The sequence below is a fragment of the Pseudomonas sp. 8(2025) genome (assembly GCF_052665325.1).
In genome coordinates this window covers 156,107-168,160 of sequence record NZ_JBQOIE010000006.1, presented here as the reverse complement: position 1 = coordinate 168,160, position 12,054 = coordinate 156,107, and the positions used below count along the sequence as shown (strand labels likewise).

At 63.7% G+C, this 12,054-nt stretch carries 11 protein-coding genes; 4 read left to right on the top strand and 7 right to left on the bottom strand.

What is annotated here, in order from left to right:
- Nucleotides 1-133 precede the first annotated feature (133 nt).
- Complete coding sequence (locus tag ACUXVH_RS14070) at nucleotides 134-1,219, top strand: catalase family peroxidase (protein ID WP_065363223.1); 1,086 nt, start codon at nucleotides 134-136, stop codon at nucleotides 1,217-1,219.
- Nucleotides 1,216-1,755, top strand: coding sequence for a cytochrome b (locus ACUXVH_RS14065; protein WP_011062232.1), 540 nt, complete (start codon nucleotides 1,216-1,218; stop codon nucleotides 1,753-1,755). Before ACUXVH_RS14070 ends, ACUXVH_RS14065 begins: the two co-directional genes overlap by 4 nt.
- Nucleotides 1,756-1,776: 21 nt before the next feature.
- Here the strand turns inward: ACUXVH_RS14065 and ACUXVH_RS14060 are convergent, their stop codons facing one another.
- Nucleotides 1,777-2,997: an MFS transporter gene (locus ACUXVH_RS14060; protein WP_065363224.1), complete on the bottom strand. Its 1,221-nt coding sequence runs from the start codon at nucleotides 2,995-2,997 to the stop codon at nucleotides 1,777-1,779.
- A gap of 104 nt (nucleotides 2,998-3,101) precedes the next feature.
- On the opposite strand from ACUXVH_RS14060, the gene ACUXVH_RS14055 reads away from it, so the two are divergent.
- Nucleotides 3,102-3,557 carry a winged helix-turn-helix transcriptional regulator gene (locus ACUXVH_RS14055; RefSeq protein WP_011062230.1) on the top strand — a complete coding sequence of 152 codons (456 nt, stop codon included), beginning with the start codon at nucleotides 3,102-3,104 and terminating at the stop codon, nucleotides 3,555-3,557.
- A 36-nt stretch (nucleotides 3,558-3,593) separates the two neighbouring features.
- Here ACUXVH_RS14055 and ACUXVH_RS14050 read toward each other — a convergent pair whose 3' ends face one another.
- Nucleotides 3,594-4,748 (bottom strand): M14 family metallopeptidase, encoded by a 1,155-nt coding sequence (locus tag ACUXVH_RS14050; RefSeq protein WP_011062229.1) that lies wholly within the window; start codon nucleotides 4,746-4,748, stop codon nucleotides 3,594-3,596.
- A gap of 488 nt (nucleotides 4,749-5,236) precedes the next feature.
- The gene (locus ACUXVH_RS14045) at nucleotides 5,237-5,584 is read right to left on the bottom strand and encodes a DUF6124 family protein (protein ID WP_015636319.1); all 348 of its coding nucleotides are present in this window, start codon (nucleotides 5,582-5,584) and stop codon (nucleotides 5,237-5,239) included.
- A 131-nt stretch (nucleotides 5,585-5,715) separates the two neighbouring features.
- Here ACUXVH_RS14045 and ACUXVH_RS14040 point away from each other — a divergent pair, with 131 nt between their 5' ends.
- Entirely contained in the window at nucleotides 5,716-6,381 is a 666-nt protein-coding gene (locus tag ACUXVH_RS14040; RefSeq protein WP_011062227.1) for a LexA family protein, read from the top strand.
- A 53-nt stretch (nucleotides 6,382-6,434) separates the two neighbouring features.
- Here the strand turns inward: ACUXVH_RS14040 and ACUXVH_RS14035 are convergent, their stop codons facing one another.
- Genes ACUXVH_RS14035 through ACUXVH_RS14020 form a run of 4 tightly spaced genes read right to left on the bottom strand, consistent with a single transcriptional unit; the run spans nucleotide 6,435 to nucleotide 11,996 of the window.
- Entirely contained in the window at nucleotides 6,435-8,381 is a 1,947-nt protein-coding gene (locus ACUXVH_RS14035; RefSeq protein WP_065363225.1) for an acetyl/propionyl/methylcrotonyl-CoA carboxylase subunit alpha, read from the bottom strand.
- On the bottom strand, nucleotides 8,381-9,196 hold the full coding sequence (locus tag ACUXVH_RS14030) for a gamma-carboxygeranoyl-CoA hydratase (protein WP_011062225.1): 816 nt from the start codon (nucleotides 9,194-9,196) through the stop codon (nucleotides 8,381-8,383). The genes ACUXVH_RS14035 and ACUXVH_RS14030 overlap by 1 nt, the downstream gene beginning before the upstream one ends.
- A 17-nt stretch (nucleotides 9,197-9,213) precedes the next feature.
- A complete protein-coding gene (locus ACUXVH_RS14025; RefSeq protein WP_015636317.1) occupies nucleotides 9,214-10,821 on the bottom strand; it encodes a carboxyl transferase domain-containing protein in 1,608 nt (535 codons plus the stop codon).
- A gap of 11 nt (nucleotides 10,822-10,832) precedes the next feature.
- Entirely contained in the window at nucleotides 10,833-11,996 is a 1,164-nt protein-coding gene (locus tag ACUXVH_RS14020; protein WP_015636316.1) for an isovaleryl-CoA dehydrogenase, read from the bottom strand.
- Nucleotides 11,997-12,054 lie beyond the last annotated feature (58 nt).

Below are 12,054 nucleotides of genomic sequence, written 5' to 3'. Positions count from 1 at the left end.
TGAGGCTAGGAAGACGCGCCGCACAGCAGGTTATTCCAGCCGCAGGAAAATAAATACCGGTCGTGGAATAACCCTGGGCGAGCTGCGTCTGACAGGTCCTTGCCCTCATGGCTATGCGTATTGGAGATGTCCCATGGTTGATCCTTCATCAAAGCCCGACCGCCCACCCCTGGGGCCTGTCAGCCTGACCCTGCGCCTGGGGGCAATCGCCCTGGTGGTGGCCGTCGCTGCGGGGGCTCTGGCCTATGTGCATGGCAGCCTCGATCCCGGTCGCCTGACCCCCAAGGCCCTGGTGGATGTGCTGGAAACCAACAATGGCGTGCACCCGGGGTATCGCCGCAACCATGCCAAAGGGGTGTGCGTCATCGGCTACTTCGAAAGCAGCGGCGAGGCCCGGGCCTACTCCACGGCGCTGGTGTTCAATGAGGCACGCACGCCGGTGGTGGGGCGCTTTGCCCTGCCCAGTGGCAACCCCTATGCGCCGGACAGCAGCGTGCCGATCCGCAGCCTGGCGCTGCGTTTCCTCCAGGCCAACGGCCAGCAGTGGCGGACCGGGATGAACAGCATGCCGGTGTTCCCGGTGGGCACTCCCGAAGCCTTCTATCAGTTGCAACAGGCCGGCTCCCCTGATCCGGCCACGGGCAAGCCGGACCCGAGCAAAGTGCCGGCATTCTTCGCCAGTCATCCCGAGGCGACGCCGTTCCTGCAATGGGTCAAGGGCGCCAAACCTTCGGCCAGCTATGCCAGTGAAAGCTACAACGGGATCAATGCCTTCTACCTGGTGGATGGCAGCGGCAAGCGCCAGGCAGTGCGCTGGGGGGTAGTGCCCGAGACCCGGGATGGGCCTGATGCAGGCAGTGCCCCGCAAGGCGCCGACTACCTGGAGCAGGACCTGGTTCGGCGCCTGGCCCAAGGGCCGCTGCGCTGGCGCTTGCAGATCACCCTGGCGGCGCCCGGCGACCCCACGGATGACGCCAGCAAGGCCTGGCCGGCGCAGCGGCCGGTAATCAACGCCGGGACCCTGGTGCTGCAAAGCACCCAGGCGCAGAACAGCGGCGAGTGTCGGGACATCAATTACGACCCGCTGATCCTGCCCAGCGGCATCCAGGCGTCCGACGACCCCCTGCTGGCAGCGCGCTCTGCGGCCTACGCCAGTTCCTACCTGCGTCGCACCAGCGAAGTCAGCCAATTGCCCGGCGCCCAGGAGCCACGTCCATGAATAGCCAACCTCGACATTTCGCTCCCCTGGCGCGCCTGCTGCACTGGCTGATGGCGTTGCTGATCATCGCCATGCTGTTCATCGGCGCCGGCATGGTGGCGTCGGTTTCCGCGCGTCATGAATGGCTGATCCACCTGCACAAGCCCCTGGGGATCGCCATCCTGCTGTTGGTGCTGGTGCGCCTCTGGGTGCGGTTTTACACCCGACAACCGCCGTTGCCGGCAGACCTGCCGGGCTGGCAGGTGCTGGCGGCCAAGGCCTCCCATGTGCTGCTGTACGCCTTGATGCTGAGCCTGCCGCTGCTGGGCTGGGGCATGATCTCGGCGGCCGGCGACCCGGTGATGCTCGGCAGTTCGCTGCAACTGCCGGCGATCCTGCCGGCCAATGCCCAGCTGTTTGCGGTGTTGCGCAAGGCCCATGGTTATCTGGCGTACCTGCTGTTTTTCACCGTGCTGCTGCACCTGGCCGCGGCGCTGTTCCATGGCTGGGTGCGTCGCGATGGCGTGCTGCAGAGCATGCTGCGCGGCCGCGGTTGATTGAACTCGGCGGCGCCGGGCTCAAGTGGCGCAACGCACCCTGGCCGCGGCTTTGCCCGGGGCCAGGCTCCATAGCCAGTAGATCAGCGCCACGCCGTTGATCCCGGCACCCAGCAGGCAGACCCCGGTCCAGCCGGCCCAGGCATAGGTGGCGGTGGCGGCGATGGAGCCTGCGGCGCTGCCCAGGGAATAGAACAGCATGTAGCCGGCGGCCAGTCGGCTCTGCGCCTCGGGGCGCACGCTGTAGATCAGGCTCTGGCTGGTGACGTGCACGGCCTGCAGGCCCAGGTCGAAACTGATCACCCCCAACAGCAGGGCCCAGAGGGACGATTGAGTGAAGGCAATGGGCAGCCAGGACAGCAGCATCAGGCCCAGGGCCAAGCCGCTGGTCCACTGCGCCAGGCCGCGGTCGGCCAGGTGCCCGGCCCGTGCCGCGCCCAGGGCACCTGCCGCGCCGGCGAGGCCGAACAGGCCGATCTCGGTGTGGGACAAGGACAGTGGCGGGGCGCTCAATGGCAACACCAATGGCGTCCACAGCACGGTGCCGGCGGCGAAGATCAGCATCGCCAGCACCGCCCGGTCCCGCAGCACTTTTTCCTCCCTGAACAGTTGCAGCAGCGAACCGAGCAATTGCCCGTAACCCTGGGTGGCCTTGGGTTGCTCGCGGGTAGGCAGGGTTTTCCACAGGGCCAGGGCCACCAGCAGGGTCAGCCCGGCGGATAACAGATAGACCGAACGCCAGCCCGCCAGGTCGGCCATGGTCCCGGCCACGGTACGGGCCAGCAGGATGCCAACCACCACGCCGCTGGTGACCATGCCCACGGTTCGGCCACGTTGCTCTGCCGGGGCCAGGTTGGCGGCGTAGGCCACCAGTACCTGGGTTACCACCGCCAGCAGGCCGATGCAGGCCATGCCCAGCAGCAGCCAGGCGCTGCTCGGGGCCAGGGCCACGGTGAGCAGGGCCAGCACCGAGAGCAGGGTCTGGGTCACGATCAGCCGTCGCCGGTTGTACAGGTCCCCCAGGGGCACCAGCAACAGCAGGCCCAGGCCATAGCCGACCTGGGTCAGGGTGATGACGATGCCCACGGTGGCCGGCGCCAGGTCGAAGGTATGAGCCATGGCATCCAGCAGTGGCTGGGCGTAGTAGACGTTACCCACCGCCAGACCGCAGGCGATGGCGAACAGCAGCACCACTTTAGTGGAAAGAGCAGGCGAGGCATGAGGGGAAGAATTGGCTGACATGTTGGGCTCCGGGTTTTGGTTTCATAATGAAACCAGTTGTACGGTAAAGATCGTGGTTTTATATTGCAACCACTTTCCTTTGGCCTGATCGGAGAATGCCCTACATGGTCAAGCGCACCAGCCTGCAAGATGCCGAGTGCCCGGTTGCCCGCTCACTGGACGCCATTGGCGACTGGTGGTCGCTGCTGATCGTGCGGGATGCCTTTGACGGAATCCGCCGTTTTGGCGAGTTCCAGCGCAACCTCGGCATGGCCAAGAACATCCTGGCCACACGCCTGCGGACCCTGGTGGAACATGGGGTGTTCGAGGTTGTCCCGGCGTCCGATGGCAGTGCCTACCAGGAGTACGTGCTGACGGAAAAGGGCAGGGGGCTGTTTCCCCTGATCATCGGCTTGCGCCAATGGGGCGAAGCGTTTTTCTACCAGGAAGGGGAAGCGCATTCACGGATGGTCGACCGGCAGACCGGGCAGCCGTTGCGCGCGCTGGAACTGCGCTCGGCGGACGGGCGCTTGCTGGGGCCGGAGGATTGCCGGCGGGTGCCGGTCGGGGAGGGTGACTGAGGGCTGCGCAACGGGGGGCGCAGCCCTCAGTCGGGTTCAGCGCAGGTGATCCACCAGGTCGGCCAGGGTGCTCAGCACATCCTTGCCCAGTTGCATGGAGCGTTTGCCCGACCAGCCGGTGAGCGGGTTGGGGTTGTCATCGTGGTCCTTGAAGGGCATTTCCAGGGTCAGGGCCAGGCAGTCGTACTTTTCCCCGACGGCATTGCAGGCCAGGGCCATGTTGGCCTGGCCGGGTTTGTCCCGGGTGTAGCCGTGGGTGGTCTGGAAGTCCCGGGTCTGGCGTTTCAGGTGGCTGCGGAAATGCTCCTCGAGCTTCTCCAGTCGCGGGGTATAGCCCGGGTTGCCTTCGCAGCCGGCGGTGAACACGTGGGGAATCTCTTCATCGCCGTGCACATCGAGAAACAGGTCGACGCCGTATTGTTCCATCTGCTGCTGGACGAACAGCACTTCCGGGCTGAGTTCCTGGCTGGCGGTCTGCCAGGCACGGTTCAGGTCCTGGCCCTGGGCGTTGGTGCGCAGGTGGCCGTGGAATGCGCCGTCGGGGTTCATGTTCGGCACCAGGTACAGGTCGGCCTTGGCCAGTAGCGCGTTGAGCTCCGCATCATCGTGACGGAACAGGCGCTCGATCACGCCCTCCATGAACCATTCGGCCATGTGCTCACCGGGATGCTGCTGGGCGATGATCCAGATCTTGCGTTGGCCTGGCGCGCCGCTGCCTTTGCGCAGCAACTGGATGTCCCGGCCTTCGACGCTTTTACCCACGGCCAGCAACTCGGTGCCGGCCTTGGTCAGGGCCTGGTCGATCAGCCAGTCGTGGCGGCCACGGCTGTAGGGTTCGAAGTAGGCGAACCAGGCATGGGTCTGGGTGGCTTCCAGGTTGAAGCGCAAGGCGTCGCCTTCGAAGATCGTCGGTACGCGAAACCAGTTCACATGGTCGTAGGAGGCCACTGCCTGGTAGCCGGTCCAGGCTTTGTTGTAGGAGGACTGGCTGGCGTTGGTCAGGCGAAACCAGTGTTCCTGGCCGACATGCAGGCCGCTGACCTTGAAATGAAACCACTGGAAGTGCGGGCTGCGGGTATCCGGGCGGATGGCCAGCAGTGCCTGCAACGGGTTGCTGATATCCAGTACGTCGATGTTGCCACTGTCGAAATCAGCGCAAATATCAAAAGAAGTGTGATTGCCCACGGTCATAATCGATTCCTTATCAGGATTGTTATGAGCGCTACTCTACACAGAAGGGGGGGTAAAAGAAGGGGGGCGTCGTCCTTGACGCAGACGAAGCTTAGTGGCTATGCGATTGATTCTCAAGCGCTACTTTTTGATTTGCGAGGCTTTTACGACGGGCGTTTGCTTGCAAAAGGACATTCTTTTGCTATCATCGCCGCCATTATTTTTTGCGACACCTACAGTCTTCATTAGCCTGAAGCCAAGCCAGAAAAACTGGCAAAAAAAAAGACCCGGCAAAAAGCCGGGTCAAAAACCGTGATTAGCCTGATGAGGAGATAATCCAAAGGTCCGACCTAAGGTCCTTTGGGCTATCGACTGATCTCGCGACCAGTTGCTTGCAATAATAATCATTATCATTTGCAAGTCAAATGTTTTTCCCCGCCTTCCGGAAAATATTTTTCCACTTCCGTTTTTTCCCGTCGCTGGCTTCACGTCCAGCCGTGCGCAGGGCTTCAGTTCGACTCAACGCGCTGGCTTTCCAGTGATTTGTCCACCAGGGCCTTGGCCAGATCGATCATGTGCACCACTGAAAACGCCAGGTCGCGATTGGCTCCCCGCAGATTGTCCGCTGCATCGTAGGCGGTGGCCGCTGCACAGCGCAGCAGGTCGGAAGCGTGGATCATGGCTTCCTCGCTGCTCAGGCTGCGCCTGATTTCGAAGAACTTCTCTTCCTTGTCTGACTCGGTAATGGCCGGCTTCAAGTAATAGTCCATTGCGCGTCGGGCAGCCTGGCTGTCCTTGAGTGAGCTTAATGTGGTCTCTGTATCGAGTTCCGGCACGTCCTTGCTGCTTGTGTTCATGAAGTGTTCTGCCCTGTCTGAGAAAGGAAAGAGGGGTAGGCCGATGTTAATACACATTGTAATTGTGACGGGATTTCAAATACTACAAGTTGTGTGTTGAGGCTGGAAATACACAACGTATTGTTCGGCCCATGGACAAATGGATCGAGTTGGTCAAAGCCAACATGAAAGGCCGCAAGGTCACACAGGAAAAGCTCGCCGAGCGCCTGGGCATGTCTCAAGGGGGTATCGGTCACTGGTTGAGCAAGCGCCGCCAACCGAAGATCGAAGACATGAACCGGGTGCTGGAAGAGATCGGCATGGGCTTTCTCGAAGTGGCCCTGGTGGTCCGCGAGAAACCCTTGCTAGGAGACGATGGCGAGCCCCTGGCAGACGGGCCTGCGCTGCTCAACAAGTACAACCCGTACTTCCGATACCCGGTGAGCGATTGGCGGGTGGCCGGCGAAGTTCGCGAAGACGGGCAGCCTGCCTACGTGCCGGAGCGCTACGAGCTTTCCGACTATCAGGCCCGGGGCGCGGCATTCTGGCTGGTGGTGGTCGGCGACGCGATGATCGCTCCCAGCGGTCTGAGCATCAGCCAGGACATGCTGATCCTGGTGGATCCGGCAATTGGCGCCGAACCCGGGAAGTTGGTGGTTGTACAGTGTCCTGGTAGTGACGAGGCGATCTTCCGCAAGTTGGTGCAAGAGGGTGGTTTGCGTTACCTGGTTCCGCTCAATCCTACTTATCCGAAGATGCTCTACAGCGACAAGTGCCGGATTATTGGTGTAGTCGTACAAGCTACTGCGAAGTTTTAACTTTCCCTAGAAGCCCCTTCCTGCAAACAGGAAGGGGCTTTCTTACTTGGGAGTTATTCCAACTCCACCAATGCACTGCCTTCGCTGACCATTTCGCCTTCCTGGCAATACAGCGCCTTGATGACCCCGGCCTGGGGGGCACGAATGCTGTGTTCCATCTTCATGGCTTCCAGCACTACCAGTTGTGCACCGGCCTCGACGCTTTGCCCCGGGCTGACCAATATCCGAACGATGCTGCCATTCATCGGCGCAGTCAGCCCGCCTTGCTGGCTATGGCTGGCTTCGGCCGCGGCAATCGGGTCATAGGCGCTGACGGCATGTGTGTCGCCCTGCCAGTTCAGGTACAGGGTGTCGCCGCGGCGGATGGCCCGGTGCTCGCGGCGCAGTCCCTGTTGCTCTGTCCATAGGTGCTCGCCCTGCAGCTCAAAGGCCGCAGTGCGAGCGCCAAGGCTGATGGCCTGATCCTGGCCGGCGCAGCTCAGGTGCAGGCTGGTTTGCGCTGGCAGGCCGTTGCGCCAGCCGTTGATGGCGGACCATGGCGAGTCGGGATCATCGCTTCGTGTGCGTGGCGGCTGGCTCTGGCTGAAGGCGTGGGCGGCCGCTTGCCAGAAGTCTGCACTCAGCTCGCCTGCGGCTGGCAGCAACTGCTCCTGATAGCGAGGGATAAAGCCGGTATCCAGCTGCGCTTCGGCAAAGGCCGGGTGGGCAATGATGCGCCGCAGAAACGCCAGGTTGGTCTTCAGGCCACCGATGACGAACTCGTCCAGCATGCTCAGCAACCGCAGGCGCGCCTGCTCGCGGTCTTCGCCCCAGGCAATGAGCTTGCCCAGCATCGGGTCGTAGAAGGGCGAAACGCTGTCGCCTTCCTCGACACCGCTGTCCACCCGCCGACCGGGGCCTGCAACCGATTCGCGGTACAGCTCCAGGCGCCCGGTGGCCGGAAGAAAGTCGTTGGCCGGGTCTTCGGCATACAGCCGTACTTCGATCGCATGCCCGCGCAGTGGCACCTGCTCCTGGCTGATGGGCAGGGTTTCGCCGCGGGCCACGCGGATCTGCCAGGCCACCAGGTCCAGGCCGGTGATGGCCTCGGTGACCGGGTGTTCCACCTGCAATCGGGTGTTCATCTCCATGAAGAAGAATTCGCCACGGGCATCCAGGAGAAACTCCACGGTGCCCGCGCCCACGTAGCCAATGGCCTGGGCCGCGCGCACCGCGGCTTCGCCCATGGCCTTGCGCAGTTCGGGGCTGAGGCCCGGGGCCGGAGCTTCCTCGACCACTTTCTGGTGGCGGCGCTGGATCGAACAGTCGCGTTCGTTGAGGTACAGGCAGTTGCCGTGCTGGTCGGCAAACACCTGGATCTCCACGTGCCGTGGCTTGAGCAGGTACTTTTCCACCAGCATCCGCGAATCGCCGAAGGACGACTGGGCTTCGCGCTGGGCCGAGGCCAGGGCTTCGGCCAGTTGGCTGACGTCCTCGACGACTTTCATGCCCTTGCCGCCACCGCCCGCGGTGGCCTTGAGCAGCACCGGGTAGCCGATGCGTTCGGCGGCATTGCGGAAGGTTTCCAGGTCCTGGGCTTCACCGTGGTAACCCGGAACCAGGGGCACCCCGGCGGTTTCCATCAGCGCCTTGGCTGCCGACTTGCTGCCCATGGCGTCGATGGCCGCGGCAGGCGGCCCGAGGAAAATCAGCCCGGCGGCTTCGATGGCTCGGGCAAAACCGGCGTTCTCCGAGAGAAACCCATACCCGGGATGGATGGCCTGGGCGCCGCTGGCCCGGGCGGCGGCAATCAGCTTGTCGATCTGCAGGTAGCTGTCGGCAGCCTTGCTGCCGCCCAGGTCCACGCGGATATCCGCTTCACGGCTGTGCCGGGCGTCGCGGTCGGTAGCGCTGTGCACGGCCACGGTGGTCAGGCCCAGGGCCTTGGCGGTGCGCATCACCCGGCAGGCGATCTCGCCGCGGTTGGCCACCAGCAGGGTGTCTAGAACAGGGGCGCTCATCAACGGGACTCCTTGGACGTGGTCTCGGACTGCCAGCTGGGCGGGCGTTTTTCCAGGAATGCCCGCAGGCCTTCCTGGCCTTCGGCGCTGACCCGGATGCGGGCGATGGCGTTTTCGCAATAGCGACGCAGGGCGGTGGTCAACGCGCCGTTGCCCACTTCCCGCAGCAGGTCCTTGCTGGCGCGCATCGCCTGGGGACTGTTGAGCAGCAGATTGTCGACCCACTGCTGGACCTGTTGATCCAGCTCTGCGGCGGGATAGCTTTCTGCCAGGAGACCGATTTCCCGCGCCCGCTGGCCGCCAAAGCGTTCGGCGGTGAGGGCATAGCGGCGGGCAGCGCGTTCGCCGATGGCCTGGACCACGAACGGGCTGATGACCGCTGGTGCCAGGCCGATGCGCACTTCGGAGAGGCAGAACTGCGCCTCGTCACTGCCAATGGCCATGTCGCAGCAACTGATCAGGCCCAGGGCCCCGCCAAAGGCCGCGCCTTGCACCACCGCCAGGGTCGGGATCTTCAGCTTGGCCAGGTTGTACATCAGCTCCGCCAGTTCCCGGGCGTCGTCGAGGTTGGTGTGGTAGTCGAGCTCGGCCGATTGCTGCATCCAGGCCAGGTCGGCGCCGGCGCTGAAATGCCGGCCGCGCCCGCGCAGCAGCAGGAAGCGCAGGCTCGGGTCGCCCTGCACCTGATCCAGGGCGAGGATCAGTTCACGGATCATTTCGGCGTTGAAGGCGTTGTTCTTGTCTTCGCGGCTGAGCCACAGGGTGGCGAAGCCTCGAGGGTCACGCAGCAGTTCCAGGGTATTGAAGTCGCTCATGTTCTTCTCGCGCAGGATTACATGCGGAACACGCCGAAGCGGCTCTGTTCGATGGGGGCGTTGAGGGCCGCAGACAGGGCCAGGGCCAGTACGTCACGGGTTTGCGCCGGGTCGATGACGCCGTCATCCCAGAGCCGTGCGCTGGAGTAGTAAGGGTGCCCCTGATGCTCGTACTGGTCGAGGATCGGCTGCTTGATCTGGGCTTCCTGGGCGGCGTCGAAGCTTTGCCCGCCGCGCTCGGCCTGTTCGCGCTTGACCTGCACCAGGACTCCGGCGGCCTGCTCGGCCCCCATCACGCCGATGCGCGCGTTGGGCCACATCCACAGGAAGCGCGGGTCATAGGCCCGGCCGCACATGCCGTAGTTGCCGGCACCGAAACTGCCGCCGATGATCACCGTGAACTTCGGTACCTGGGCGCAGGCCACTGCGGTCACCAGCTTGGCGCCGTGCTTGGCGATGCCGCCAGCCTCATATTTCTGCCCCACCATGAAACCGGTGATGTTCTGCAGGAACAGCAGCGGAATCCCGCGCTGGCAGGCCAGCTCGATGAAGTGCGCGCCTTTTTGCGCGGCTTCGGCGAAGAGGATGCCGTTGTTGGCGAGGATGGCCACCGGGTAGCCGTGCAGGTGGGCGAAGCCGCAGACCAGGGTGGTGCCGAACAGGGCCTTGAACTCATCGAATACCGAACCGTCCACCAGCCGGGCGATGACTTCACGTACATCGAACGGCTGCTTGGGATCGGCCGGGACCACGCCATAGAGTTCGTCGCGGGCATATAGCGGAGCGATCGGCGTGCGTTGTTGCAATTGGCCCTGTTTGTGCCAGTTGAGGTTGGCCACGCTGCGCCGGGCCAGGGCCAGGGCGTGTTCGTCGCTCTCGGCATAGTGGTCGGCGACCCCGGAAATCTTGCAATGCACATCGGCGCCGCCCAGGTCCTCGGCACTTACCACTTCGCCGGTAGCGGCTTTCACCAGGGGCGGGCCGGCGAGAAAGATAGTGGCTTGTTCACGGACCATGATGGCTTCGTCGGCCATGGCCGGAACATAGGCACCCCCGGCGGTGCAGGAGCCCATCACCACGGCGATCTGCGGGATGCCCTGGGCGCTCATGTTGGCCTGGTTGAAGAAGATCCGCCCGAAGTGCTCGCGGTCCGGGAACACTTCATCCTGGCGCGGCAGGTTGGCGCCGCCGGAGTCCACCAGGTAGATGCACGGCAGGCGGTTCTGCTGGGCGATGGTCTGCGCCCGCAGGTGCTTTTTCACCGTCAGCGGGTAATAGGAACCGCCTTTCACCGTGGCGTCGTTGGCCACGATCATGCATTCGACGCCTTCCACCCGGCCGATACCGGCAATCACGCCTGCGGCGGGTACGTCTTCGCCATAGACCTCATAGGCGGCCAGGGCGCTGATTTCCAGGAACGGCGAGCCGGGGTCGAGCAGGCGGTTGATGCGCTCGCGGGGCAGCAGCTTGCCCCGCGAAGTGTGGCGCTCCTGGGCCTTGGCGCCGCCGCCTTGCTGGACCTGGGCGAGCAGGCTGTGCAAGGCGTCGACCTGGGCCAGCATCGCCTCGCTGTTGGCCACGAACTCCGCCGAGCGCGGGTTGAGCTGGGTATGCAAGATAGCCATGGACAGCTCCGTTAGCGGGTTTCGTTGAACAGTTCGCGACCGATCAGCATGCGGCGGATCTCGCTGGTGCCGGCGCCGATCTCGTAGAGCTTGGCGTCGCGCAGCAGGCGGCCGGCGGGGAATTCATTGATGTAGCCGTTGCCGCCGAGGATCTGGATTGCGTCGAGGGCCATCTGGGTCGCGCGCTCGGCGCTGTAGAGAATCACCCCGGCGGCATCCTTGCGGGTGGTTTCGCCGCGCTCGCAGGCTTGGGCCACCGCATACAGGTAGGCGCGGCTGGCGTTGAGCTGGGTGTACATGTCGGCGATCTTGCCCTGGATCAGCTGGAATTCGCCGATGCTCTGGCCGAACTGCTTGCGGTCGTGGATGTAGGGCACCACCAGGTCCATGCAGGCCTGCATGATCCCGGTGGGGCCGCCGGAGAGCACCACGCGCTCGTAGTCGAGGCCGCTCATCAGCACTTTGACGCCACCATTGAGCACGCCGAGGATGTTTTCCTCCGGCACTTCCACGTCATCGAAGAACAGCTCGCAGGTGTTGGAGCCGCGCATGCCCAGCTTGTCGAACTTGTTGCTGCGGCTGAAGCCTTTCCAGTCGCGCTCGACGATGAACGCGGTGATGCCGTGGGGGCCTTTCTCCAGGTCGGTCTTGGCGTAGATCACGTAGGTGTTGGCATCGGGGCCGTTGGTGATCCAGGTCTTGCTGCCGTTGAGCACGAAATGGTCGCCGCGTTTGTCGGCCCGCAGCTTCATCGACACCACGTCGGAGCCGGCATTGGGTTCGCTCATGGCCAGGGCGCCGATGTGTTCGCCGCTGATCAGCTTGGGCAGGTATTTGCTCTTCTGTTCGTGGTTGCCGTTGCGGTTGATCTGGTTCACGCAGAGGTTGGAGTGCGCGCCGTAGGACAGCGCCACCGAGGCCGAGCCGCGGCTGATCTCTTCCATGGCCACCACGTGCGCCAGGTAACCCAGGCCGGCGCCACCGTATTCTTCCGCCACGGTGATGCCCAAGAGGCCCATGTCGCCGAATTTGCGCCACATGTCGGCGGGGAACAGGTTGTCGACGTCGATCTGCGCTGCCCGGGGTGCCAGCTCCGCCTTGACGAAGGCCTGGACCTGTTGGCGCAGCATGTCGATGGTTTCACCGAGGGCGAAGTTCAGGGTCGGGTAACTCATGGCGGGGCACCTTCAAACTTGTTTTTATTGAGGGAATAGGATGTCGAGAGCGGCGCGG

Bases quoted from the DNA above. Each gene is read 5' to 3' on its own strand.
- ACUXVH_RS14070 (WP_065363223.1), top strand. From the start codon at position 134: ATGGTTGATCCTTCATCAAAGCCCGACCGCCCACCCCTGGGGCCTGTC.
- ACUXVH_RS14065 (WP_011062232.1), top strand. From the start codon at position 1,216: ATGAATAGCCAACCTCGACATTTCGCTCCCCTGGCGCGCCTGCTGCAC.
- ACUXVH_RS14060 (WP_065363224.1), bottom strand. From the start codon at position 2,997: ATGTCAGCCAATTCTTCCCCTCATGCCTCGCCTGCTCTTTCCACTAAA.
- ACUXVH_RS14055 (WP_011062230.1), top strand. From the start codon at position 3,102: ATGGTCAAGCGCACCAGCCTGCAAGATGCCGAGTGCCCGGTTGCCCGC.
- ACUXVH_RS14050 (WP_011062229.1), bottom strand. From the start codon at position 4,748: ATGACCGTGGGCAATCACACTTCTTTTGATATTTGCGCTGATTTCGAC.
- ACUXVH_RS14045 (WP_015636319.1), bottom strand. From the start codon at position 5,584: ATGAACACAAGCAGCAAGGACGTGCCGGAACTCGATACAGAGACCACA.
- ACUXVH_RS14040 (WP_011062227.1), top strand. From the start codon at position 5,716: ATGGACAAATGGATCGAGTTGGTCAAAGCCAACATGAAAGGCCGCAAG.
- ACUXVH_RS14035 (WP_065363225.1), bottom strand. From the start codon at position 8,381: ATGAGCGCCCCTGTTCTAGACACCCTGCTGGTGGCCAACCGCGGCGAG.
- ACUXVH_RS14030 (WP_011062225.1), bottom strand. From the start codon at position 9,196: ATGAGCGACTTCAATACCCTGGAACTGCTGCGTGACCCTCGAGGCTTC.
- ACUXVH_RS14025 (WP_015636317.1), bottom strand. From the start codon at position 10,821: ATGGCTATCTTGCATACCCAGCTCAACCCGCGCTCGGCGGAGTTCGTG.
- ACUXVH_RS14020 (WP_015636316.1), bottom strand. From the start codon at position 11,996: ATGAGTTACCCGACCCTGAACTTCGCCCTCGGTGAAACCATCGACATG.